We start from the raw sequence: 24,783 nt of genomic DNA on the forward strand, positions 1-24,783 counted from the left end.
TTCGCGCCTGATTGCATCACAGGCTGAAATCTCGGGCGGCTTTGCGCTAGAATGGCGCCCCCGTGGCGGTTGTGACCAAAGAGAGCCCGATGAAGATAGTCGTTGATGAGAATATGCCCCATGCCGTGGAACTGTTTGCCGAATTTGGCGAGGTGATCGCCTTGCCCGGACGGCAGATGCAGGCCCGCGATCTGCTGGATGCCGATGTGCTGCTGGTGCGTTCGGTCACCCGCGTCAACGGCGATTTGCTGGCGACCAGCCCCAAACTCGGGTTTGTCGGCACCGCCACCATAGGCACCGACCATGTGGACAAGGCGCTGCTGGCAAGCCGCAATATTCCCTTCTCCAGCGCCCCCGGTTGCAACAAGTATTCGGTGGGGGATTATGTGCTCTCAGCCCTGCTGGTGCTGGCGGAGCGTTACGAACTCGAGCTCTCGGCCATGACTCTGGCGGTGATTGGCGCGGGCAATACCGGCGAGTGCGTGGCTGGCAAGGCCCAAGCGCTTGGCATGAGGGTACTGCGCTGCGATCCACCCAGGGCGCGTAATACCCCCGATGCGGGCTTTGTCGATTATCAGACCGCTCTTGGTGCCGATATCGTCAGCTTCCATGTGCCCATTACCCGTGAAGGGCCGGATGCCACCTACCATCTGCTCGATGCCGAACAGATTGCCGCGCGTCCTGCCGGGCAGATCCTGATCAACGCCTCCCGTGGCGAGGTGTGGGATAACCGGGCCCTGCTGGCGCGCCAGTTGAGCGATAAGCCGTTGCGACTGGTGATGGATGTGTGGGAGAACGAGCCCGAGCCACTGGCTGCGCTGGTGCCCCATACCGAGATTGCCACCCCCCATATCGCCGGTTACAGCCTGGAGGGGAAGGCCCGCGGTACCTGGATGCTCTATCAGGCGCTCTGCCAGCAGTTGGGACGCCAGCCTCGTCAGGATTTGAGTCGGCTGTTGCCTGCCCCCGATGTTCAGGCGGTGATGCCGGGCCGCGCACCGGATCAGGCGCTGATCAAGCAGCTGGTGCATCTGGTCTATGATGTGCGCCGCGATGATGCCCGTTTCCGGGCCCGACTCGGCTTGCCCGGCAGCTTTGACGAGCAGCGCAAACACTATCCAGAGCGCCGTGAACTATCCTCCCTGCAGGTTGAGGGGGCGTTTGCCGACCAGGCGCTGGGCGAGCTGGGATTTGCGCTGTCACGCCCCTGAGTTGGGGACTAGGAGTTGGAAGATAACCGGAAGGGGTGAGCCGTACTGGCTACCTCGAACCCATTTTTTACTGAGCTGGCGCAGATGCTACTGCGCCAGCTCAGCCATATCAGGCAGCGTCATCTCGCCGTGCGGGAGCCTGCCGACCATGGTGCCAGCCGGCGCCATTGCAGCATTATCAGAGGAGAACAGAATGAGCCAGCAGTTTAACGTAGCGGTATTGGGTGCCAGCGGCGCCGTGGGTCAGGCGATGATCGAGATCCTGGAAGAGCGCGAATTTCCGGTAGCGACCCTCTATCCGCTGGCTTCCAGCCGCAGCGCCGGTGATACCGTGCGCTTTGGCGGCAAGAACCTCGAGATCCTCGATGTGGAGGAGTTTGACTGGAGCCAGGTGCAGATCGCACTCTTCTCCGCCGGTGCCGAGGTATCTGCCAAGTGGGCGCCGATTGCTGCCGAGCACGGTTGTATCGTCATCGACAACACCTCCTGCTTCCGTTACGACGAAGATATCCCGCTGGTGATCCCGGAAGTGAACCCGGATGCGCTAGCCGATTTTCGCAATCGCAACATCATCGCCAATCCCAACTGCTCCACCATCCAGATGCTGGTGGCCCTGAAGCCGCTGCACGACGAAGTGGGCATTGCCCGCATCAATGTGGCCACCTATCAATCCGTGTCAGGCTCCGGCAAAGAGGGGGTCAGCGAGCTGGCGGGTCAGACCGCTCATCTGCTCAACGGTCGTCCGGTGGAACCGACCCTCTATCCGCAACAGATCGCCTTTAACCTGATCCCGCAGATCGACAGCTTCACCGACAACGGCTACACCCGTGAAGAGATGAAGATGGTATGGGAAACCCAGAAGATCCTCGGCGATGCCAGCATTGCCGTGAACCCCACCTGCGTGCGGGTGCCGGTCTTCTACGGCCACGCCGAGGCGGTACACGTCGAGCTGCACCAGCCGCTCGATGCCGAACAGGTCAAGGACCTGCTGCGCAGTGCGCCGGGTGTGACCCTGTTTGATGACGAAGGGGACTATCCGACCCCGGTGCGTGACGCAACCGGCAAGGATGAGGTGCTGGTGGGTCGGGTGCGTCAGGATATTTCTCATCCGAGTGGTATCAATATGTGGATCGTGGCCGATAACGTTCGTAAGGGCGCGGCAACCAACAGTGTACAGATTGCCGAGCTGCTGGTTCGCGACTATCTGTAAGGCTGGTCAGATGCCACAGATGGGCAGCAGGGAGTGCTGCGCATCCGGCCTGTGATAAATCGGGGGTGTGACCCATGCCGCACTCCGTCACTTCAAGATTCTGTTGCGATATCAACTGATTAAGTTTTTTCCTACACTCAGAGTCAAGTCGGGTGCTAAATGTGTCGGACTACTGGCTTGCGACGCGAGCCTGATTTATATTGAACCGACTGTTTTGGGGTAACTATCCAGACTTTTCAATGTGATAGGGCCGTCATACGAAGGAACGAATATGGGACATTCCCGCATAACATTGGCAACGCTACTCGCATTGGGTCTGCTGGGCTCCGTCCAGGCTGAAGACGCTGCGCGGGAGCCTTTTTTTGTCGAGCTAAAAGGCCCTGACGAGCCCGCACCTCCCGCCGTCAATTCCCAGCCGCTGGCGCAACCGGTCGCCAGACCCGTTGCGCAACCGGTACGTGCAACCGCCCAGCCTGTGGTACGTCAGGTCACGGCCAATGCCGGTAGTTATGGCCCTGTTCGTCCAACCGATACCCTCTGGAGTCTGGCGAGCAAATATCGTCCCTCCAGTAGTGTCAGCGTCTACCAGACCATGGTGGCGATCTACGAGAAAAACCCCCGCAGTTTTGCCGATGGCAATATCAACCACATTCTGGTGGGGTCACGCATCCTGCTGCCGACCGTGGCTGAAGCGAGCGTCATCACCGATGCCCAGGCGCGAGCCAGATTCCGCAGTGACAACGCCAGCTGGAAGGGGCTGAGTCCCAAGTATCTCGCCGAGAAGCATGCCCATGGCGCCAAACCAGCGGCCAAGCCCGTGAAGGTTGAGACTGCCAAAGCCGAACCGGTGAAAACCGCGCCAGCTCCCTTGCCTGCGGCAAAAGCGGCACCCATTCCTGCTCCTGTCGTAGCACCGCAACCGTCTGCTGAAACCAAAGATGTTGTCAAGGCGAGCGAGCCTGCGCCAAAAGAGGCGGTGGCCCCAGTCCCGGCGACGAGCGCCGCAGCAAGCACCACACCGGCACCTCTGCCTTCCGATCTGGAAAAACCGGTGGGCAAACCGGCCACCGAGATGGCGCTGGCACTGGAAGATGCCAATGCCCAGCTCGGTCAGGTGACCGAGATGAACCACAGGCTCAAGCTGCGTCTGCAATCCCTGACCGAAGAGGTCGAGACCCTAAAGGCCCAGTTGCAGGATCAGACCGCGCTGCAAAAAGAGCTCGCCGAGCTGAAGGCCAGACCTGTCCCCCCCGTGGTGGCAGAGCCTGAACCCAAGCAGCACTGGCTGATGGAGCTGCTCTCCTCACCGCTCAACCTTGCCATGATCATCCTGCTGCCGGTGCTGCTGGTATTGGCGCTGGTGACCCTGTGGCTGCGGGCCCGTGCCCGTCGCGAGCTGGAGGAGCAGGAGAAGAGCCTCTCCGAGTCCACCGCCATGATGATGGATCAGGAGCAGAGCGAGTTTGACGATCTGCTGAGTGTCGATGTGACCGACAACGAGCCGGTACGCCCGGTGCCGGATCTCAATACCCCTGATGGCTTTATGCCGGTCGAGCCAGATGAACCGGCTAAAAAGCCGGATGTTGATCTGGTTTTCAGCGACGATGGTGAGATCGATCTGCAAGGTTTCGAGCCGGAGCGAATGGCTGCCCAGTCAGCCAGTCGTGACCCGGATCTGGTGCCGGATCTCGATCTCTCGCTGGATGAGCCTGTCGCGTTGGCCAATGAACCCGACATGGATCTGGCCAGCGAGTTCAATCCCAAGTCCAGGGATGCTGATGAGCTCATGAGCGAAGAGGAGCTGCAGGCAGCCCTGTTTGCCGAGCTGGATGCGGATCTTTCGGCTGATCTGGAACCGGAGTTGAGTGCAAGCAGCAAGAGTACGGCTGCTGATGATCTGGCCAGTTTTGATCTGGGTGATTTTGAAAATGAGCTGGATAAACCGGCTGCGGGCGAGGGCAATAATGCCATCGACTTGAGCGTGGATGGTTCGGCTGATGATATGTTGGCCGAGTTGGGGCTTGAGCCAACCAAAGGCAAGGAGACCGAGCTCGATCTTGAGTGGGATCCCAACGAACTGGCGCTCTCCGATTTCGAGGATGCCTTTACCGAAGTGGAGTCTCATCCGGCAGAATTGCAGCCAAGGGAACAGGCCCAGGCAAGCGGTTACGTCGAGATCGACAAGCTGCTGGCCGATGCGGATGCCACCGCGCCGGAGCAGGAGCCCTATCAGGGTCTCTCGCTGGACGTGGGGCTCGATGGTTTCCCCGAGGTGTTGCCTGAATCCACCGGCTTTGATGTGGATGCCGATGACGGCGGTGTGGGGGCCAAGCTGGATCTGGCCCGCGCCTACCTCGAGATCGACGACAAGGATAGCGCCCGCGAGCTGCTGCAAGAAGCGGCAGAGCAGGGCACCGAGCATCAGCGTGCCGAGGCAGAAAAACTGCTCAAGCGGTTGGGGTAAAATTGTCCCTGTTGCGGGATCAGCAAGAAGGGGGCAGCCATTGGCTGCCCCCTTCTTCATGGCAATTTGCACAGGGTGAATTCTCCGCCCATGCAAGCCAATCAGGCGGTTTGTGGGACTTTTCGAGTTGAGCGCGTATAATCCGCCCCGTTTCTTTCACTGCGTTTCACAACAAGACAAGTTTATCCATGCGAATTGCCCTAGGTATTGAATATGACGGCAGCCGGTATTTCGGTTGGCAGCGTCAGCGTGAAGTGATCAGCGTGCAGGAGGAGTTGGAGAAGGCCATCAGCCGGATCGCCAACCACCCTGTCTCCATCCAGTGTGCCGGGCGCACCGATGCCGGCGTCCATGCGACCGGCCAGGTGATCCACTTCGATACCGAGGCGAACCGTGCCGAAGGGGCCTGGACCCTGGGGCTCAACTCCAACCTGCCGCCGGATATCGCCGTGCGCTGGGTCAAGGAGGTGGACGAAACGTTCCACGCCCGCTTCAGCGCCACCGCCCGTCGCTACCGCTACGTCATCTACAACCACAACTTCCGTCCGGCGATCCTCGGCAGTGGCGTCAGTCACTACCACGAGACCATCGATGCCGAGTTGATGCACCAGGCGGGCCAGAGCCTGCTGGGGGAGCACGACTTCAGCACCTTCCGTGCCGTTGCCTGCCAATCCAACACCCCGTGGCGCAATGTGACCCATCTGTGCGTCAGCCGCTCCGGCCCCTACATCGTGCTCGACATCAAGGCCAACGCCTTCCTGCACCACATGGTGCGCAATATCACCGGCTCCCTGCTGCTGGTGGGGCAGGGGCTCAAACCGGTGGAGTGGATTGCCGAGGTGCTGGCTGCCAAGGATCGCAATCTGGCCGGGCCGACCGCCAAGGCCGGTGGCCTCTATCTGGTCGACGTGGATTACCCGGCCGAGTTTGCTCTGCCGCAGTTGCCGCTCGGCCCGCTGTGGCTGCCGGACTCGGCACCGGGTACGACCAGTTTTTAGTAACTGCGCCCGAAAAATTGTGGTTTAATGACCCGTCATTTGTTGCCATCGAGCTATTAAGTCATTGAACAATCTAGGCTCGATGCGTTTTGTCAGGCACAAAAGCATTAAGGAATTCCATGAGCTGGCTTGAGAAGATTCTTCCCAAGAGCAAGATCACTGCACCCCGTCGTCACAACATTCCGGAAGGGGTGTGGACCAAGTGCAGTGCTTGTGAACAGGTGCTCTACCGGGCAGAGTTGGAGCGCAACCTCGAAGTGTGCCCCAAGTGTGATCATCATATGCGCATCAGCGCTCGCGCCCGTCTCGAGAGTTTCCTCGACGAGCAGGGTCGTACCGAGATCGGTGCCGAGCTGGAGCCGCAGGATGTACTGAAATTCAAGGATTCCAAGCGCTACAAGGATCGTTTGTCTGCCGCCCAGAAAGCGACAGGAGAAAAAGATGCGCTGGTGGTCATGAAAGGGACCCTCAAAGGGGTGCCGGTTGTCGCCTGTTCCTTTGAGTTCTCCTTTATCGGTGGCTCCATGTCCTCCGTGGTCGGTGCCCGCTTCGTGCGCGCTGTCGAGGAGTGCATCAAGGAGGGCCGCGGTCTGGTCTGTTTCTCCACTTCTGGTGGTGCCCGCATGCAGGAAGCCCTCTTCTCCCTGATGCAGATGGCCAAGACCAGCGCGGCGCTAGACCGACTCTCCAAGGCTGGCCTGCCCTTTATCTCTGTGCTGACCGACCCCACCATGGGGGGGGTCTCCGCCAGTCTGGCGATGCTGGGTGACATCAACGTGGGCGAGCCCAAGGCGCTGATCGGTTTTGCCGGCCCGCGCGTTATCGAGCAGACCGTACGCGAGAAACTGCCGGAAGGCTTCCAGCGCTCCGAATTCCTGCTGGAGAAGGGGGCCATCGACCTGATTATCGATCGTCGCGACATGCGTAACCGTCTGGCCAGCCTGCTCGCCAAAATGCTGAATACTCACGTCATCGAAGAGTGAAGATGAGTTCAAACATGCAACAATCCCAAAGCCGGTCGCTTGTCGACTGGCTTTCTTATTTGGAGCAGATCCATCCGGTCAATATCGACATGGGTCTGGATCGGGTCGGTGCCGTTGCCCGGCGTATGGGGCTGACCCAACTGCCGTTCAAGGTGATCACGGTGGCGGGTACCAACGGCAAGGGCTCCAGCTGTGCCATGGCGGCCAGCATTCTGATGGCCGCAGGCTATAAGGTCGGCGTCTACTCCTCTCCCCATCTGCTGCGCTTTACCGAGCGGGTGCGGATCAACGGGGCCGAACTGGCCGACAGCGATCACTGCGCCGCCTTTGCCGAAGTGGAAGCGGCTCGCGGCGAGATTGCCCTCACTTTCTTCGAGTTCGCGACACTGGCTGGGCTGTGGCTGTTTCGCCGCGCCGCGCCCGATGTGCTGCTGCTGGAGGTGGGGTTGGGTGGCCGGCTCGACGCCACCAATGTGGTGGAGTCCGATGTGGCGATGATCACCTCCATTGCCCTCGATCACTGCGACTGGCTGGGTGATACCCGTGAAGCCGTGGCGGTGGAGAAGGCTGGGGTCTATCGCGCCGGCAAACCCGCCATCAGCGGTGAGCCCAATCCACCTGCGACTATCGCGAGCGAAGCCCAGCGTCTTGGCGCCAACCTGCGTCAGGTCGGTCTCGATTTTCGTGGTGATGAGCACGAGAGCGGTTGGGATTATCACGGCCTCAACCAGTGGCGGGATCTGCCAAAACCGGCGCTGCCGCTGATGAACGCGGTGACCGTGCTGGCGGCGCTGGAATCCCTCGGCTTGCCGCTGCCGGAGTCCGCCATTCGTGACGGGCTTGCCAATGCCCGGCTGGCTGGCCGGATGCAGCAGTTGCAAAGTGCGCCGCTGGTGATCGTCGATGTGGCCCACAATCCCCATTCGGCAGCCTATCTGGCCGCGCAATTGCGTAAGATGCCCTGCACGGGTGTGCGCCGTGCCGTGGTCGGCATGCTCAAAGACAAGGACATGGCGGGGTCACTTGCTGAGCTCGACGGTCTGATCGGCGAGTGGTATCTGGCCAGCCTCACCGGCCCGCGCGCCGCCACCGCTGCGCAACTGGCTGCGGCGCTGGGGGAGGGCAAGGGGCCTGCCAGGGAGTTTGATGATGTCAGCGCCGCTTATCAGGCAGCGTTGGCCGCATCGAGTCCGGACGATATGGTCATTGTGTTTGGTTCGTTTTACACTGTCGCCGACATTCTGGCGGGTGTCGCCGTCTAGGCCACACCCCGGCTCCCCAGCCCTTTGGCGGGGAGCCAAATCGCATATTGAGTTACGTAAAGGTAGGATTCAACTTGGCCTCGAAGTTTCAAAACCGTCTGGTGGGCACCGTCATCCTGGTGGCCCTGGTTGTTATTTTCCTGCCGGACTTGCTGGATGGTCACAAGCTGGCACAAAAGGAGGAGGCCTTTGCCAAGATCCCGCTGCGCCCCGAGCTGGAGCCTGCCAAGCCTGCGCTGCAGGTCTCGGCAGCCAGCAGCCTGCCCGCCGATCATCTGGCCAGCCAGCAACAGGCCTCTGCGGCCCAGCAGTGGCAAGTGGAAGAGGTGGCTGACCCCATGACCCTCGCCGGTCAGGGCAACGGTGCGCAGCTGGCGACAACCCCTGCCGCACCGGCACCGGTTCAGCCGCAACAGAATGCCCAACCCAAGCCACAGCCCAAGCCGGAAGTGGTGGCCAAAAAACCGGTCGAACCGCCAAAGCCAGCACCCAAGCCGACGCCAGCCAAACCGGTTGAAGTGGCCAAGGCACCCGCACCGACCAAACCGCAGGCGGGTCAGATCAAGTCCCTCGACGATCTGATTGAAAGCAAGATGACCCAGCCGACCACTCCCGCGCCTGCTGCGGCACCGGCGCAGGGCAGCTGGATCCTTCAGCTTGGCGCCTTCAAGAACGTCGACAGCGTCAACGCGCTGGTGAGCAAGCTGCGGGCGGCGGGCTACTCTGCCCACACCTCGCCGCGCACACCGGTGCAGGGTCAGCTCAACCGTGTCTTTATCGGGCCGGATGTCTCCAAGGCCAAACTGCAGGGGATGCAGGGACGGATCTCCCAGATGACCGGCCTCAGTGGCTCGGTGGTCTCCTACAACCCGTAATGGCGTTGCCGTTTGCAATGGCCCTCTGAAACAAACACCGCGCCCCGTGCGCGGTGTTTTTTATCTGACCGTCGTGATTTTTAATGACGGCGTCGTACAGGCCACCACCCGGTTGGGATTTGCTGTCAGTTGGGGTAGTCTGGGGCCTTCTGCTACTCACAGGAGTTCAAGATGATCCTCTCGACGACCCCCACGCTGGAAGGCAAAACCATTCGTGAATACCGCGGCATCGTGGTTGGCGAAGCCATTCTCGGCGCCAACATTTTCAAGGATCTCTTTGCCGGGATCCGCGACATCATCGGCGGCCGCTCCGGCGCCTATGAAAAAGAGCTGGCCCGTGCCCGCGACATCGCCTTCGATGAGCTGAAAGAGCGCGCTGCCGCCCTTGGCGCCAATGCGGTGGTCGGTATCGATATCGACTACGAAGTGGTGGGGCAAAACGGCAGCATGCTGATGGTCAGCATCAGTGGTACTGCCGTGCTGGTGTGATGCGCCACGCAAGGGTTGCCGACAACTGCCGTCGCAGGCAGGGTCACGGATAAAGTGGATAACTGCTGGCTGCCCAAGGGCCGACAACCCGGTTGTCGGCCCTTCTCGTTTATTGATCAATTTCTGTCGTTGCTATACCAGTCGAGCTGGTCGGCCAGAGTGACCACCGAGCCGATGATGATGAGGCTCGGGCTCTTCACCTGACGGGCCAGTTCGGCCAACTGCTGCAGCTCGCCGCGCACCACCCGCTGACTTAGCTGGGTGCCTTGCTCCACCAGCGCCACCGGGGTATGACCGGGCATGCCGTGGGTTTGCAGCTCATCCTGAATGCGGGCAGCGTGGGCCAGCCCCATGTAGAAGACCAGAGTCTGGCGGCGGGCCGCCAGCGCCGACCACTCCTGGGCGATATTGCCCTCCTTGTCGTGGCCGGTGATGAACTGCACCCGCTGGGCATGATCGCGGTGGGTGAGGGGAATGCCGCTGTAGGCGGCGCAGCCCGACGCAGCCGTAATGCCCGGTACTACCGAGAAGGGGATGCCCGCCTCGGCCAGGGTTTCCAGCTCCTCGCCACCCCGGCCAAAGATAAAGGGATCGCCCCCCTTGAGCCGCACCACCTGTTTGCCGAGGCGGGCCTGCTCCAGCAATAGCTGGTTGATCGCCTGCTGGGGCACACAGTGGCGGCCCGCCTCCTTGCCAACAAAGATCCGCTCGGCATCCCGGCGCACAAGTGCCAGCACCTCCTGCGACACCAGCCGGTCATAGACCACTACATCCGCCTGCTGCAACTGCTGCAGACCGCTTAGGGTAAGCAGTCCCGCATCGCCAGGGCCGGCGCCCACCAGGGTTACGCTTCCCTTGCTCTGCAGTGGCTCATTCAATAGCTCTGCGACGCTCTGCTCGGCAGCTTGCTGCTGGCCGCGGGCCAGCTGGCATGCCAGTCGCTCATGGCTAAAGAGTCGCTCCCAGAAGCGGCGGCGGGCCAGCTTGTCCGGAATGAGTTTGACCCGCTCGCGCAGCTTGCCCGCCAGCGCCGCGAGCTGGCCGAGGTGTTGCGGCAGCATGGCTTCAAGTTTTTCCCGCAGCTGGCGGCTTAGAACCGGGGCCGCGCCTGCGCTGGAGATGGCCACCATCAGCGGCGAGCGGTCGATGATGGCAGGCATGATGGCGCTGCAGTGGGCCGGAGAGTCCACCACATTGCAGAAGATCTGGCGCAGGCTCGCCTCATGAAAGACCTGATGGTTGACCTCTGGATTATTGGTGGCAGCGATCACCAGCCACTTGCCATCGAGCAGTTCGGGATGAAAATTGGCGGCGCAGATGGTCAGGCGGCCCTGCTCGGCCCAGCTCATCAGCTGGGGTTCCAGATGCGGGGCATTGATGGTGATCTTCGCCTTGGCATCGAGCAGCAGGCGCGCCTTGCGTACCGCCACCTCACCGCCGCCGACGATCAGGACCGGTTTGTTTTGCAGCTGACAAAAGAGAGGGAGAAAGTCCATAACAGGCTCCGGATGCTGGCCCGCTCGCAATGCCGCGCCGGGCGAGATAGCAGGGCGCGCCGTGACGCACCCCGGATGGTCGGGGGAAAGATCCCCCGACGGGAATAAAAAAGGGGAAGGGTGATCTACGCCCGGGCCAACGACAGATCCCCACCGGTGTCGGCCACTTGATCACGCTTCCCCAAACGAGGTTTTTCCTATGGCACTGCTTTGACGTGCATGTTGGCGACGTACTGATCTTCGGCCCAGAAGATGCGGTCAGCGACCATGGCTTCCGGATTGAGGGTGACGCCGCGCAGCACCCGCTCCTTGAACTTGTGATAACCGGCCCGGTCGATAAGGTGACCCATGTGCAGATAGATGGGTTTGCCATCCAGCATCTCGGTCTCGAACTCGAACAGGTTCTTGATCACCGCATGCAGCACCTCTTCGGTGACCCAGTTGAGAAACAGCTTGCCGGTACGGGGAGTCTTTTTGCTGGTGCGTCCTCCCAGCTTGACCATGTAGAGCTGCTTGGGATCCCGCTGCCAGGCCAGGGTCGGGCAGGCCAGTACGCACTCGCCACAGCCGATGCACTTGCTCTCCTCCTTGACCGCCTTGCCATGCTTGATGGCGAGGCAATCCACCGCGTGGTGGCTGCATGCCTTGACGCAGGCGCCGCAGCCGATGCAGCGCTCGGCATTGAAGTGGATTTTGGCGATGCCGAGGATGCCGAAGTCGGCCATGTTGGCCTTGGCGCAGTCGTTGGGACAGCCGGCGATCACCATCTTGAGGTGATAGGGGTTGGGGTAGAGGTGTTTCTCCATCCGCTGAGCCAGCCCGGTGCAGTCGATATTGCCCTTCTGGCAGATGGTGTTGCCCTGACAGGCGACGATGTTGCGCCCGCCGATGGTCTGGTAACCGGCGCGGGTGTCCTCAACCTCGATGCCGCAGGTCTCCACCTCGATCTCCTTGATAAAGGGTTCGAGGGCGGCGTTGACCTTGTCCATGTCCTGATACTTGATGCCGGGCATCGCCAGCTTCTGGCGGGTAGTGAGGTGGATCAGGCCGTTGCCGTACTGTTCGGCGATCTGCTGGGCCACCGCCAGCAGGTGGGCGGGCATGATCCCGCCGGGAATGCGCACGCTGATCATCGCCTCACCGCGCACCTTGGAGAGACGGTATTCGTTCTTGGCGCGGGCCTTGATGATGTCGATATCGAGACTCATGGTGTTCTCCCTTAGTCGATCAGATGCTGGGCCTGGTCAAAACGAAAGACTGGTCCATCCACGCAGATATAGGTGTCGCCCATCCGGCAGTGGCCACACTTGCCCACGGCGCAGGCCATGCGGCGTTCGTAGTCGACCCAGATGCGATCCTTGGGGATGCCGCGCTCAAGCAGGGCGAGTACCACGAAACGGATCATGACGGGAGGGCCGACCACGATGGCCTGGATATCCTCGCTATCCGAGAGATCCAGCTGGTCGATGTAGTCGGTGACCCGGCCGATGCGAAACTGCTCGCTCTCCTTGCCCTCGTCCAGAGTGACGATGAGGTTCTGCTGTTCGGCCCAGAGTTGCATCTCGTGGCGATAGAGCACCGCCTGCTCGTTCTTGAAGCCGAGGATCATGTCGAGGGACTTCACCTGTTCCGGATGCTTGCTAAAGCGACGCAGCAGCCCCTTGACCGGGGCGACGCCGGTGCCGCCCGCCACCACGATGAGGTGCTGGTTGCGGTAGGTCTCCAGCGGATAGCCGTTACCGTGGACGCCGCGCATCCACACCTTGTCGCCCACATCGAGGGCAAACAGCGCATCGGTCACCTTGCCGACTTTGCGGATCAACAGATCCACATAGCCATCGCCATAGTCGGAGACCGAGATGGGCGCTTCGCCGACGGTGGGCAGGGAGATCTCCACAAACTGGCCGTAGTGGACATCAAAGTCGCGGGAGACCCGAAAGTTCCACTCAAGCTCGGTGTGGCGCTCGATGGCCAGAATGGTGTAGGCCTTGGGCAGCAGGCGGTTTTCGACCACGCCCTGCTGCTGTTCTGCTATTGCGGTTTGCTGGCACTGGCACATATCAGTTCGCCCCCTGCGCGTTGTCGGCTGCGATGGTCTGTTCGACCACATCGGTCATCTTGTTGATGATGTTGCTAAAGGAGATGTAGTGAGGGCAGCGATCGTCGCAGCGGCCACAGCCGACGCACATGTGCTCCTCTCCCTGACGGGCCTTGTAGTCGTTGACCTTGTGCAGGGCGCGATAACGCAGGCGCTCGCCATGTTTGGCGCGAAAACCGTGGCCACCGGCCATGTCGCTGAAGCCATCCACCATGCAGCTGGCCCATTGGCGACGGCGCTCGCCCTGCTGGGGGTTCTCCGCATAGGTGAGGTCATGCACGCTGTAGCAGCTGCAGGTCGGGCAGGAGGTGGTACAGCGGCCGCAGCCGATGCAGCGGCTGTCGTACTCGGCCCAGACCGGATGGGCGGTGAGGATCTGGCGGATCCGCTGGGGGTCGTCACAGACGCTATCCGGGGTGCGTACCTTGACCGGGTTGCTCTGGACAAATTCCGGGGTGAAGTCATCGGCTTCGCCCAGTTCGGCAAAGTAGCCGAGCAGCTCGGGATCCTTCACCTCGATGCGGGCACCCTCATCGCTCAGACGAATGGCGGCGGCGTAGTCCTGGGTCTCGTTGCTGCCCATGGAGACGCAGAAGCAGTTCTCGAAGCTCTCGCGGCACTCCAGCAGCACCAGCTTGAGCTTGCTGCGCAGCCGGGCGTAGTAGACGTCGCTGTTCTGGCCATTTTTCAGGTAGACCTGATCCAGCCTGCGCAGAGCGTGGATATCACAGCTGCGCAAGAACAGCAGGGTGGGCTTGGCCTCCACCTTTGATTCGCGCAGCTCCAGATTGTCGAAGTGGAACAGGGTCTGGGTGATGGGGAGCACCACCTCTTTCGGGGAGAAGTGGGACTTCTCCTGCCACACCAGATCGGCCGGATGGCGGATGCTGTGGTAGGTGACGTTGTCGGTGTCGGAGAAGCGGCCGCCCCGATATTCGGCCGCGGGCGCCATGATCCGGTAATCGGGCAGCAGCCGCTCGAACAGCTGCGCCAGCGCGGGATGGGTGAGAAGAAACGACATAAATAAACACCTTGTATGAGGGTGAGATGCCCTGGCATAGGGATGAGGAGCGGGCCGGTCAGGATGTCTGGCACCGGTTCTGGCCGCGCTTGCCTCGCCACGGTCTGTTTTTATGACTCATGTTGCTCAACTGACCCGATTGTTATTGTGTTGGCGGCGCGTGCGTCGCGGCAGGTCGGGTCATGCCTGTAAAAGCCTTATCAATTGAGCAGGGCGGCCTGATAGCCTGCGCACTTGCCCATCACGTATCCCATCTCCAGCTTGTTGATATCGCGGGTAAAACGGGAAACGGGGAAGTAGTCAGCCGGGGCGATCACCTCGATCTGGCAGTCCTCCGGCGGATTGGCGATAAAATCGAGCGCCTCGTTGTAGCTGCGATCCCGCTGCTCCAGCGCCTGTGCCAGCGCGGGGCGGGTCTTGAGCAGAGTGCGGATCATCCAGGGGAAAGGCATCGGCTTGAGCCGATAGCCAAGGGGCTCGGAGAGGATCACCGTCAGGTGACGGGCACCGCGGCGGTAGGCTTCGATCACCGGGATGGAGTCGGCCACCCCGCCATCTGTCATCGGTACCCCGTGCACCTCCGGGTATTCGTGGGAGGCGAGGGGAATGGCGCAGCTGGCGGGGAGCACCTCGTTCATGTTTTCCGGCTTGACCCGGATGTACTCCGCCTTGCCGGTCAGGGTATTGGTCACCACCGCATAGAAGGGGATGCCGGTCTCCCGGTAGGCGTGAATGTCGAGGGGATACTTGCGGCAGCTGGTGTTCCACAGCCAGTGGATATCCACCAAATTGCCTCCTTTGGCAAAACGCAGGGGATCCATAAACTGCTGGCTGCACGCCAGTTTGGTCAGGATCTCGTGGCTGCGACCATGCTGGCTGGCGAGATAAGCCAGCAAGTTGGTGGCTCCCGCCGAGACACCGATGGCGAAGTCAAAGGGGCGATAGTCATGCTCGATAAACGCATCCAGCACGCCGCTGGCAAATATGCCGCGCATGGCGCCGCCTTCTACAACCAATGCGCTGGGGGATGCGTTTTTGTTCATGACAGGCACCTCATTGATAAGTCAGAGAGAAAAAGTGGGAAAGAGAACGTTCGGGCTGTCAGGCCGACCATTCTGACAACCAACCGGGGTTGGCCATCGCAATGAGGTCATTCTAGGAAGGGGATGGTGTTTAGAATATCTGTTAATAATGAATCAAGTGTTTTGTATTTCTAAACGATAGTGATAAACCCGTTGTGATCAAAGGGGTTGTGTAGGAGTCTCAACGACTCTGTGATGGCTGGATATTGGCAAGGATGAGTGTGTCATGACGTTATTGGTTCCCCCGCTGCTCCAACGTGGCGATACCATCGCTTTTTTCTCCCCCTCCAGCGCGGCGACCGCCTGGGCACCCAACCGTTTTGCCCGCGCAAAAGCCTTTCTTGAGGGGCAGGGCTTTAGGCTCAAGGCGGGCAGCCTCACCGGCCAGCAGGATCACTGGCGTTCCGGCTCCATCGCCGCGCGGGCCGAGGAGCTCAATGCCCTTATTCGCGACCCAGAAGTGCGCTGCATCATGTCGGTGATTGGTGGCAGCAACTCCAACTCCCTGCTGCCCTACCTCGATTTTGAGGCGCTGAGGCGCGACCCCAAGATCATCGTCGGCTACTCCGATGTGACGTCGCTGCTGCTCGGCATCCACGCCCAAACTGGCCTGGTTACCTTTTATGGCCCGGCGCTGGTGGCCTCCTTTGGCGAGTTGCCGCCGCTGGTGGATGAAACGTTGGCCAGTTTTTTACAGATTGCATTGGCCGACGAAGCTGGCGTCCCTTGCACTTTGCCCACCCCGACGCAGTGGAGCGATGAACGGCTGGACTGGGAAAATCAGACCCGGGCCAAGCGCTGCCAGCCCAACCGGCTGAGCTCGGTGGGCTCAGGCCGGGTGCAGGGACGGCTGATCGGCGGCAACCTCAACACCATGGCGGGGATCTGGGGCTCCCCCTATATGCCGCCCATCGAGCGCGGTGACATTTTGCTGCTGGAGGACAGCTTGAAATCAGCCGAGACGCTGGAGCGATCCTTTGCTCACCTCAAGTTGTGCGGGGTGTTTGATCGGATCGGCGCCCTTATCCTCGGCAAGCACGAGCTGTTCAACGATCAGGGTAGCGGGAAGCGCCCACTCGATATCCTGCTGGAGGTGGTGGGGGAGCCGAGCTTCCCCATTCTGGCGGAGTTTGACTGCGCCCATACCCACCCCATGCTGACGCTGCCGCTGGGCATCGAGGTAGCGCTCGATCTCGACCGCCAGCAGCTCACCTTGCTGGATCCCTGGTGGGATGACTGTTGAGGCTATGTTGCCAAGGGAGATGAAGCACACATGCTATGTGCTGAAGAGGATTGATGAATGCTCGACACCGCCCATCAAGGGTAGTTTGCGGCAACAAGCGCGACTCGGGAGCGCGCTTGTTGCCATTGGCTGGATTACCAGCGGTAGGTTTTCAGCAAGGCCTCCAGTTTTTGACACTGCTCGACCAGCTGGATACTGGCGAGGTTGGCGGCATGGGCCTGACCCAGAGTGTCATTTGACGTATTGCGAATGTCGCTGACCGCGTGATCCACTTCGCTGCAGACCCTGTCCTGCTCTTCTGCTGATTGTGCCATCTGGGCGTTGAGGTCATTGATGCTGGCGATGCGTCCAATGATGTTTTGCATGGCCGCCAGGGTCGCCTCTGTCTTGCTGATGCTCTCACCGGCTTTGCTTTTTGCATCCCCGATCACCACAACGGCGCTTTGGGCCTCGTTTTGCAGGGCGGCGATCATCTGGGAGATCTCCTCGCTGGCGGCACGGCTACGGTTGGAGAGGGCCCGCACTTCATCGGCTACCACCGCAAAGCCACGGCCTTGCTCGCCGGCCCTGGCCGCTTCAATGGCGGCGTTGAGGGCCAGCAGGTTGGTCTGATCGGCAATCCCCTTGATCACCTCAAGCACACCGTCAACGGCGAGGCAGCGGCTATCGAGTTGCTGGATCACCTGATCCACCCGATCAATTTCTGCCGACATCTCGCCCATATCTATGATGGAGTGCTGGGCGAGGCGGCTGGTATTGGCGGCATCCTGATTGGTTAGGGCGGAGAGCTCGGCGCTCTTGCGGGCATGTTCGCGCACTTCGTGGGAGCTTGCCGCAAGCTCGCTTACAGCGGCGGCAACCTGAGTGGTCATCGACTCTTGCTGACGGGCCGAGTTTTCTGTCTGGGTCGCCACCTGACGGATCTGGCTCGACTCCTGATAGAGCTGATGGGTCGCCCCTTCTACTTCCTGCAGGCTGTGCCTGAAGCCCTGCACCATCTCATTGACGGCACGGGTCATCTGGCCCAGCTCATCCTGACTCTGGTTGAGCAGGGGGATAGCGAGGTTACGCTCTTTGGCCATCTGGAGCATGGTACGTTGCAGTTGCCGCAGCGGGTGTTTTACATAGCGTTGCAATACCCACCACAGCAGGCCGAAACCGAGGCTGAAGACAAGGGCCAGACTGCCGCTCAGGATCAGGTTGTTGTGGCGGATCTCGCCGAAGGTGTGGCTGAGATCGTAACTGATCCGCACTGCCCCCATTACGGTCCCTTCATTGACCTGGTGACAGGTGAGACATTGGGTGCCGCGATACTCCTTGTAGGCTTTGAACGGTTTGATCAGGGTGAGCCGGTTGCCCTGCTGCTCCAGAATGGCTTCGCCTTGATTGATAGCACGCTCATCGAGGGGATCCTGCGCTTTCTGGTCTGGGTGACCCGGGCCAAACAGGTTGCTGACGGCAGGGGCGCGGATCAGGCGAGCCTCGACGATGCCCGCTTCACTCTTGAGTTTGGTCTGCACTATCTGCCGGTTGGCCATGCCACCTGTCATCATCAGCACGTTGACCTGATCCATATAGGTGTTGGCCATGCTCTCAACCTTCTCCTCTGCCAGCCGGATGGCGAGATCCCGTTGCAGCCAGGCAGAGAGCTCGAAGCTGAGGCCAAAGGTGGTGCTGATGACCAGCGCAAGAGGGAGAAAGATTTTCCAGTTCAGGGAGAGGTTATGCATAGTCGGGGCGTTCCATGCGTTGTTGTGTTTTATCTGTTCCAGCTTCATCTGAGCGTAGGCGAGGAGAGCAAGAATGATGGTTCTCTATCGGCACACCATAACCGCTCTTTAGTAAATAATCTGTTAAGCAGATCGGTAATGCTGGTTGCCAAAATGACTTCGACGAGCTGCACGGCTCTGCGGGTTGATCCAGAACAAAACGCCAGTAACGATAATCGTTATCATTGTTATTATTTACTAAATAGTGACCACCATGAATCTGACCCCTTCCATGACCGGTATCTCCTCGCCGGATCCCCTCAAGTTTGCCTTTAGCGCCAAGACCTCGGCCCACGCCAGTCGGGGAGGGATGCGCCCCTTCCCGCTGGATGAGGCTGGCTGGCAGAGCTGGTGGCAGCGAGAGAGTGAAGCTGAGGAGCGCGCCCTCTACATCCATATTCCGTTTTGCCGAAAGCGCTGCAGCTTCTGCAATTTCTTTGAAAATGGCGCCAACCCGGCGCGGATCAACCGCTATGTCAACGCGCTCTGCGCCTCCCTTGCGCAGGCGGCTGACACCCCGCTGGCGCAGAGCCTGCCATTTTCAGCCGTCTATGTGGGGGGCGGTACGCCGACCGACATGAGCGCCGACGAGCTGGCCATGCTGGCCGCCGTGATCCGCCGTTTTCCGTTGTCGGCCGATGCCGAGGTGACGCTGGAGGGGCGGCTCAACGGCTTTGATAATGAGAAATGGCAGGTGGCGCTGGCCGGGGGCTTCAACCGCTTCTCATTCGGGGTGCAGAGCTTTGATACCCGGGTTCGTCAGCAGGCGGCCCGTTTCGATGACAGGGAGACGCTGCTGACCCGTCTGGGTGAGCTGACCCGGGATGATGCGGCTGTGATCGTGGCGGATCTCATCTTTGGTCTGCCCGGTCAGGATGATGCCGTGTGGCAGCAGGATATCCGCGATGTGATGGCGAGCGGTGTACACGGGGCCGATCTCTATCAGCTCATCGCCATGCAGGGCACCAATCTGGAGCGGGCGCAGGAGAAGGGCACCCTGGATTGGCTCGCCGATGGCCAGCAGCGGGCGGCCATGTATGCCTATGGCGGGGCGCAACTGGAAGCCCACGGCTGGGAGCGTCTCTCTTGCAGTCACTGGCGGCGCAGTCCGGCCGAGCAGAGTCGTTATAACCAGATGGCCAAGCGCGGTGCGGAGATCCTCCCCTTTGGCGCCGGTGCGGGGGGCAGCATTCTTGGCCACGGCTTGATGTATGGACGGGATCTGGCCCCCTGGCACGACGCGCTGGCCAGTGGCAAGCGGGCGCCCGGGATGGTGATGGGGCGCAATCCCAATGCAAGGATGGACGGTCTGCTGCGCGGTGCCCTCGACAGTGGCGTGCTGGCGCTGGATCGTCTGCCGGTCTCCTTGCGTGCTCATCTGATGCCGCTCTTCTCGGCCTGGCAGCAGCATGGCTTGGCCGAGATAAGCCATGAGCGACTGCAACTCACCCTTGCCGGACGCTTCTGGAACGTCAATATGCAGGCTGGCTTGTTCGAGTTCCTGCAGCTCAATCCGCTCGATGGTTCAGCGCCGCCCAGCCATGGTACCGCCGCGGTGCGCCATTCGCTGGTCTGAGCCCGAGTGGAGCATTTGCACGGCTCCGTGTGATCCACAACGAAAGAGGGAGCCTTGCAGGCTCCCTCTTTTGGCTTGGCAGTTAGCGTCGCGCGAGCTTACTCGTCGCTGCTCTCCTGATAGCTGTCGCGCATTGCTTTGGGCAAGCGGCGCATTGGCGCAAAGCCGATATCCTCGCCCACCACTTCCCGCTTGCGGGACTTGTTTTGAGGAGACTGGGCGGGCTTCTTGGAGGCATCATCCTTGGCTTTGCCCTTGCCTGCGGCAGGTTTGCCTTTGGCATTGCTCTTGGCGTTGGCATGGCCGCGAGCCCGGGGCGGGTTCTGCACCGGCTTGCTGCCCGGCAGAGTCTGGCGACTCGGCTTGCCGCTTGGCTCATACCCTTCCAGGATCTCCACGGTCAGGGATTGGCCGATCAAGGCTTCGATAGCCTTGAGCTGACCCAGCTCGTCCTGGCTGACCAGCGAGATGGCCTCGCCGCCACGACCGGCGCGGCCGGTACGGCCGATACGGTGGATGTAATCCTCTGCCATCTGGGGCAGTTCGAAGTTGATCACGTAGGGCAGTTGATCGATATCCAGACCGCGGGCGGCGATATCGGTCGCCACCAGCACCCGCACCTCGCCACTGCGAAAATCGGCCAGCGCCCGGTTGCGGGCACCTTGGCTCTTGTCACCGTGGATCGCCACGGTATTGAGACCATCTTTTTGCATCTGCTGGGCGAGGCGGTCGGCGATCTGCTTGGTGCGAACAAACACCAGCACCCGTTGCCAGTTGCCACGGCCAATCATGTGGGAGAGTAGCTCGCGGCGGCGTTCCCGATCCACCTGAATGATGCGCTGGGTCACCTGCTCGGCGGCAGTATTGCTGGGGTCCACCTCGATCAGGGTGGGGTCGTTCAGCAGGTCATCCGCCAGCGCCTTGATGTCGTTTGAGAAGGTGGCAGAGAAGAGCAGGGTTTGCCGCTCTGCAGGCAGCGCCTTCATGATGCGGCGGATGTCGACGATAAAGCCCATGTCGAGCATGCGATCCGCTTCATCCAGCACCAGCACTTCCAGTTGGCTCAGGGTCAGGGCGCCCTGGGTCAGCAGATCCAGCAGACGGCCCGGGGTGGCGACCAGAATGTCCACACCCAGCTTGATGGCGTCCAGATTGGGCTTGATGCTGACACCGCCATAGGCGATCAGAGTCTTGAACGGCAGGTGGTGGGCATACTTGATGATGCTCTCGCCCACCTGTGCCGCCAGTTCGCGGGTCGGGGTCAGTACCAGGGCGCGCACCTGACGACGGCCACGACCGTGGTTGGCCAGCAGACGCTGCAACATCGGCAGGGTGAAACCGGCCGTTTTGCCTGTGCCTGTCTGGGCACCGCCGAGCACATCCTGACCAGCCAGAATAGCCGGAATGGCTTGCTGCTGGATGGGGGTTGGCTGTTCGTAACCCAGCTCCTTGACGGCCCGCAGGATGTGCGGGGACAGACCCAGTTCGTTGAATGACATGTTCGAGAGAAACTCCTGAGATGAGCCTTTGGCTCAACGGGCAGCCAGCGTATTGGGGCCAGCCACGATATGGAAATGATAACGGGGGCGTAATATAGCAAAAGAGCGGCCGCTGCGCAGTAGCTGTTGTACCGGCCGCTCTTTTGTATCGCGAAAAGCAATCAGAGCAGGTCGCGGATGGGGGTGACCAGACTCTCCGGCTTGGTGGTGGGAGCAAAGCGGTCAACCACCTTGCCATCACGGTCGATCAGGAACTTGGTGAAGTTCCACTTGACGTTTTCGAGCCCCAGCAGCCCCGGTTTCTCTTTCTTGAGCCATTGATAGAGGGGGTGGGCCTGTTCACCGTTGACATCGCACTTGGCCATGATGGGGAAGCTGACCGGATAATCGAGAGAGCAGAAGCGAGCGATCTCGTCCGCATCCCCCGGCTCCTGATTGCCGAACTGGTTGCAGGGGAAGCCCAAAATCACCAGCCCCTTGGGGCCGAGCTCCTGATAGAGCGTTTCCAGCCCTTCATATTGGGGAGTAAAGCCGCAGCGACTGGCCACATTGACCACCAGTACCACCTTGCCCGCCAGTTGAGTCAGCGGGTAGGGGCTTCCATCCAGTTGTTGCAAAATAAGGTCGGGCAGAGGCATAAGCAGATCCTTCTCGTGGTTATCCGTGGAGTGTCAGGTCGGTTGTGGCGATGAGCGCCGGCCTAACGACATGATGGTGATGTGGCTACGGTATCGGTTGGCTCTTTTAACGGCAAGGTGAGAGCAAGGATCCGTCCCCTTGATTGCAAGGGCCATCACAGTTTCGACAGCCAATACGCTCCTTGGCAGAGCGGGATCACAACTGTCGACAAAAACGCGGGGCGGCGGGCAGCAACTCGCGTATTGATGTTGGGACTTCTCAAGAGAAGCAAACCGGTTTGTGACTTTGCCGGTAAGTCGCTACAAAGCGCCCTCTTTCTACTCATTGTGAGCCAATCTTGGACTATCAAGCTGCCATGGATGCCATTTACACCCGGGGATGGGTGATAGTGGATGATTTTTTGACTGCCGCCGAGGTGGATGCCCTCAAAGCCTGTTTGCCAAGCGAATGGCAACCGGCCGGGATCGGCCGTGACGCCCTGCATCAGGGCAATCCCGACATTCGCCGTGACCAGATCCACTGGCTGGAGCCCTCCCTCGGTGCGCCGGTGGCTGACTACCTCGCTCGGATGGAGTCCCTGCGTCTTGCCGCCAACCGGATGCTGATGCTGGGATTGTTCGACTACGAGGCCCACTTCGCCCGCTATTGCAGCGGGGATTTTTACGCCACCCATCGGGATGCCTTTGCCGGTCGCTCCAACCGCCGTCTTACCACCGTGTTTTACCTCAACAACGACTGGCTGCCCGAAGCGGGTGGAGTGCTGCGCATGTATGACAACAAGGAGCAGTTTCTGATGGATGTCAGCCCCAAGGGGGGCCGGCTGGTCATGTTTCTCTCCGAGGAGTTTCCCCACGAGGTGCTGCCTGCCAATCGCGAGCGCTACAGCATTGCCGGCTGGTTTCGGGTCAATGGCAACGGCATGGGAAGGGTCGATCCCCCGCGCTGAGGGGCAATGTGTCCCGATTTTGACACAGGGGAGACTTTTCACTGCAAGAAGTGGGGTCATGGGTCTCCCATCAGCTGACAAGGGTTGATCTCCCTTGCTACACTGGCGCGCACTTATGTTCGTATCTGGCTTCGTCCGGTTTTTATGGTGGTTGGCTTATCAAATGGTCATGACGAGGCCGCTTTTCCCAAGGGATCACATCTAATGAAGAGGCCGGAATATGCAGCCAAATCAAGCAGATGTGAAACCTTCGATAGCCCCTTCAAGGGTCTGCATTGACGTTACAACTCGTAGTTCAACTGGGCGTTCATTCATCCGGTTGCGGACATCTGGACGGCTAAATGCTTGGTCTGGTACACTGGCCTTACCCGCTGGGGAAGACCCCGAGGAAGTCCGCAAGTTCGTAAACGAGAAGGTAAAGCCAGTGTTCAATTCATATTCCCATCTGATAGCCCCTTCTAAGTGGGACGCAATGTCATACCTTCAGCGTCTGATGCTTCAGCGTGGCTGGGGAGAGGAACGGGCATTGGCTGTTATGATTGAGCTTGAACAGAAGGCAATGAGAGGCCCTGAGCCGAAGACGGTAAGGGACTGGCGCTATGTCATGACCGAGACGTTGAAACCTTACGGTGAAGCGTTAGAGCCTGTACAAGAAGAGCTGACAGAGGCTGCTGCTACCAGTATTAGACCTGAAGAGGTGGCCCCTGTTACCAGTGTTAAGCCGACGCCTATTGCCAGTGACAATACCTCCATAACGGTCTCCAACGCGTACAGCCGCTTTATCACCTTGAAGTCTGGCCCTGCTGGGGACTGGAAGAGTAGTACCGAGTCCACACACCGAGCGAACCTCCGCAAGATTGAATCTCTGGGTCTGGGCGCATTGGCTGTTGAGTGTCTGACTCGAAGTGACCTCGAAGAGGCTCGCCTTGCCATGATTGACAGCGGTATGCGGTCAGGTGCCATCAACAATGTGTTTCGTTACCTCCGACAAGCTATCAATGATTGCGCTATTGCATACGCTGCTGACCATGACTGGGATTGGCAACGCACCAGACAGACCCTGGCTGACTTTAAGCCTATGAAGGATACAGCCGCAAAGGTTGCCCGCCATTGGTCACAAGAAGCCTGTCAGAGAGCAGACAAGGCGTTATCTGAAGGTCTAAACGTTGAGTTATCCGCCAAGTCCACGGGGAGCCGTCAGGCGCTTCAAAGGGGAGCCCTCTGGCATCTCAGGTTAGCCCTTGCGACTGGGGCCAGAAAGTCAGAGCTTGAAGAGCTGCGCAAGGATGACATTCAGATTGACCCTGAGTCAGGTAAGGCCGCATTGCATATCAGGGGAACGAAGACTGAAGCAGCAGACCGCTTTATCCCGCTTGTAGATGGCCTGCTTGGTTTCCCCTTGGGGGAGTTCCTAGAGTTCATCAAGACGCTGCCAAACGGCGATTCAAGCGTGATTCATGGGCGTTCAATCGCCGGTCTGACCCAAGACATCCGAGAGGGGTACACCTTGGCAGACGGTACAGGTTTAACTGTCCATGGTCTTCGGCATACCTTCGCAAGCAATATCACTGCAATGGGCATCGACTCCAAATCATTCGATACGCTTATGGGCCACGGAGGGTCAGACGATAGGTCATTGCAGAAGCGATACAGTACGGCTGCCTTTGAGCTAGCCCGTAAGGACTGGCTGACGTTGCACGATAAGCTGACCGAGGCTATGACCGGAAAGCCTACCTTCATGGTGTGATGTTCTCGATTAGAAAATTATCAGAAATTTATGAGACCCCATGTAATGGTATACCGCAGGGCGACCCCCCCATATACCCTTCAAGTTCATACACTTAGGCGCGTCTCTGTGTGTAATCAACAGGGGCTACACCTTGCCAGTCTTAAAGATTTCAAGTAGGAGCGCGAAGAGTTCT

The 24,783-nt window shown here is 60.0% G+C and carries 20 protein-coding genes; 12 read left to right on the forward strand and 8 right to left on the reverse strand.

Annotated elements, in window-relative coordinates; translation table 11 throughout:
* The first annotated feature begins 89 nt into the window (after positions 1–89).
* The 8 genes from G5332_RS00360 to G5332_RS00395 all read left to right on the forward strand — a co-directional run bounded on the left by G5332_RS00360 (position 90) and on the right by G5332_RS00395 (position 9,492).
* Entirely contained in the window at positions 90–1,211 is a 1,122-nt protein-coding gene (locus G5332_RS00360; RefSeq protein ID WP_204418772.1) for a 4-phosphoerythronate dehydrogenase, read from the forward strand.
* A gap of 193 nt (positions 1,212–1,404) precedes the next feature.
* Positions 1,405–2,421: an aspartate-semialdehyde dehydrogenase gene (locus tag G5332_RS00365; protein ID WP_040066449.1), complete on the forward strand. Its 1,017-nt coding sequence runs from the start codon at positions 1,405–1,407 to the stop codon at positions 2,419–2,421.
* 271 nt (positions 2,422–2,692) lie between these two features.
* A complete protein-coding gene (locus G5332_RS00370; RefSeq protein WP_421254056.1) occupies positions 2,693–4,885 on the forward strand; it encodes a FimV/HubP family polar landmark protein in 2,193 nt (730 codons plus the stop codon).
* Positions 4,886–5,073: 188 nt separating this feature from the next.
* Positions 5,074–5,883 carry a tRNA pseudouridine(38-40) synthase TruA gene (gene truA, locus G5332_RS00375; protein WP_216953903.1) on the forward strand — a complete coding sequence of 270 codons (810 nt, stop codon included), beginning with the start codon at positions 5,074–5,076 and terminating at the stop codon, positions 5,881–5,883.
* A gap of 119 nt (positions 5,884–6,002) precedes the next feature.
* Complete coding sequence (gene accD, locus G5332_RS00380; protein ID WP_005344944.1) at positions 6,003–6,866, forward strand: acetyl-CoA carboxylase, carboxyltransferase subunit beta; 864 nt, start codon at positions 6,003–6,005, stop codon at positions 6,864–6,866.
* A gap of 2 nt (positions 6,867–6,868) precedes the next feature.
* Positions 6,869–8,128 (forward strand): bifunctional tetrahydrofolate synthase/dihydrofolate synthase, encoded by a 1,260-nt coding sequence (gene folC / locus G5332_RS00385; RefSeq protein ID WP_266133884.1) that lies wholly within the window; start codon positions 6,869–6,871, stop codon positions 8,126–8,128.
* A gap of 74 nt (positions 8,129–8,202) precedes the next feature.
* On the forward strand, positions 8,203–9,003 hold the full coding sequence (gene dedD, locus G5332_RS00390; protein WP_421231466.1) for a cell division protein DedD: 801 nt from the start codon (positions 8,203–8,205) through the stop codon (positions 9,001–9,003).
* Positions 9,004–9,174: 171 nt separating this feature from the next.
* Positions 9,175–9,492 carry a heavy metal-binding domain-containing protein gene (locus G5332_RS00395; protein WP_216953896.1) on the forward strand — a complete coding sequence of 106 codons (318 nt, stop codon included), beginning with the start codon at positions 9,175–9,177 and terminating at the stop codon, positions 9,490–9,492.
* 116 nt (positions 9,493–9,608) lie between these two features.
* Here the strand turns inward: G5332_RS00395 and cysG are convergent, their stop codons facing one another.
* The 5 genes from cysG to G5332_RS00420 form a co-directional block, all read right to left on the reverse strand.
* On the reverse strand, positions 9,609–10,988 hold the full coding sequence (gene cysG / locus G5332_RS00400) for a siroheme synthase CysG (protein WP_421311015.1): 1,380 nt from the start codon (positions 10,986–10,988) through the stop codon (positions 9,609–9,611).
* 197 nt (positions 10,989–11,185) lie between these two features.
* Entirely contained in the window at positions 11,186–12,196 is a 1,011-nt protein-coding gene (gene asrC, locus G5332_RS00405) for a sulfite reductase subunit C (protein WP_421249195.1), read from the reverse strand.
* 11 nt (positions 12,197–12,207) lie between these two features.
* Entirely contained in the window at positions 12,208–13,047 is an 840-nt protein-coding gene (gene asrB / locus G5332_RS00410) for an anaerobic sulfite reductase subunit AsrB (RefSeq protein ID WP_421311016.1), read from the reverse strand.
* A gap of 1 nt (position 13,048) precedes the next feature.
* A complete protein-coding gene (asrA, locus tag G5332_RS00415; protein WP_204479064.1) occupies positions 13,049–14,107 on the reverse strand; it encodes an anaerobic sulfite reductase subunit AsrA in 1,059 nt (352 codons plus the stop codon).
* Between the two features lie 200 nt (positions 14,108–14,307).
* Positions 14,308–15,150 (reverse strand): patatin-like phospholipase family protein, encoded by an 843-nt coding sequence (locus G5332_RS00420; protein WP_005333746.1) that lies wholly within the window; start codon positions 15,148–15,150, stop codon positions 14,308–14,310.
* Between the two features lie 265 nt (positions 15,151–15,415).
* Between G5332_RS00420 and G5332_RS00425 the strand changes: the two genes are divergently transcribed.
* Complete coding sequence (locus G5332_RS00425; RefSeq protein WP_421311017.1) at positions 15,416–16,432, forward strand: S66 family peptidase; 1,017 nt, start codon at positions 15,416–15,418, stop codon at positions 16,430–16,432.
* A 134-nt stretch (positions 16,433–16,566) separates the two neighbouring features.
* Here G5332_RS00425 and G5332_RS00430 read toward each other — a convergent pair whose 3' ends face one another.
* Positions 16,567–18,162, reverse strand: coding sequence for a methyl-accepting chemotaxis protein (locus tag G5332_RS00430; RefSeq protein ID WP_421172200.1), 1,596 nt, complete (start codon positions 18,160–18,162; stop codon positions 16,567–16,569).
* Positions 18,163–18,415: 253 nt separating this feature from the next.
* On the opposite strand from G5332_RS00430, the gene hutW reads away from it, so the two are divergent.
* Entirely contained in the window at positions 18,416–19,777 is a 1,362-nt protein-coding gene (gene hutW, locus G5332_RS00435) for a heme anaerobic degradation radical SAM methyltransferase ChuW/HutW (protein ID WP_335844357.1), read from the forward strand.
* A gap of 98 nt (positions 19,778–19,875) precedes the next feature.
* Here hutW and G5332_RS00440 read toward each other — a convergent pair whose 3' ends face one another.
* Positions 19,876–21,276 (reverse strand): DEAD/DEAH box helicase, encoded by a 1,401-nt coding sequence (locus G5332_RS00440; RefSeq protein ID WP_216953860.1) that lies wholly within the window; start codon positions 21,274–21,276, stop codon positions 19,876–19,878.
* Positions 21,277–21,437: 161 nt separating this feature from the next.
* Entirely contained in the window at positions 21,438–21,914 is a 477-nt protein-coding gene (locus G5332_RS00445) for a glutathione peroxidase (protein WP_421249196.1), read from the reverse strand.
* Between the two features lie 338 nt (positions 21,915–22,252).
* Here G5332_RS00445 and G5332_RS00450 point away from each other — a divergent pair, with 338 nt between their 5' ends.
* Together G5332_RS00450 and G5332_RS00455 are read left to right on the forward strand one after the other, a co-directional pair.
* Positions 22,253–22,861: a 2OG-Fe(II) oxygenase gene (locus G5332_RS00450; protein ID WP_421249197.1), complete on the forward strand. Its 609-nt coding sequence runs from the start codon at positions 22,253–22,255 to the stop codon at positions 22,859–22,861.
* 472 nt (positions 22,862–23,333) lie between these two features.
* Positions 23,334–24,608 (forward strand): hypothetical protein, encoded by a 1,275-nt coding sequence (locus tag G5332_RS00455; protein ID WP_421311018.1) that lies wholly within the window; start codon positions 23,334–23,336, stop codon positions 24,606–24,608.
* Positions 24,609–24,783: the final 175 nt, after the last annotated feature.

It is taken from the genome of Aeromonas sp. 603757 (genome assembly GCF_049171255.1).
GTDB lineage: Bacteria > Pseudomonadota > Gammaproteobacteria > Enterobacterales > Aeromonadaceae > Aeromonas > Aeromonas veronii_A.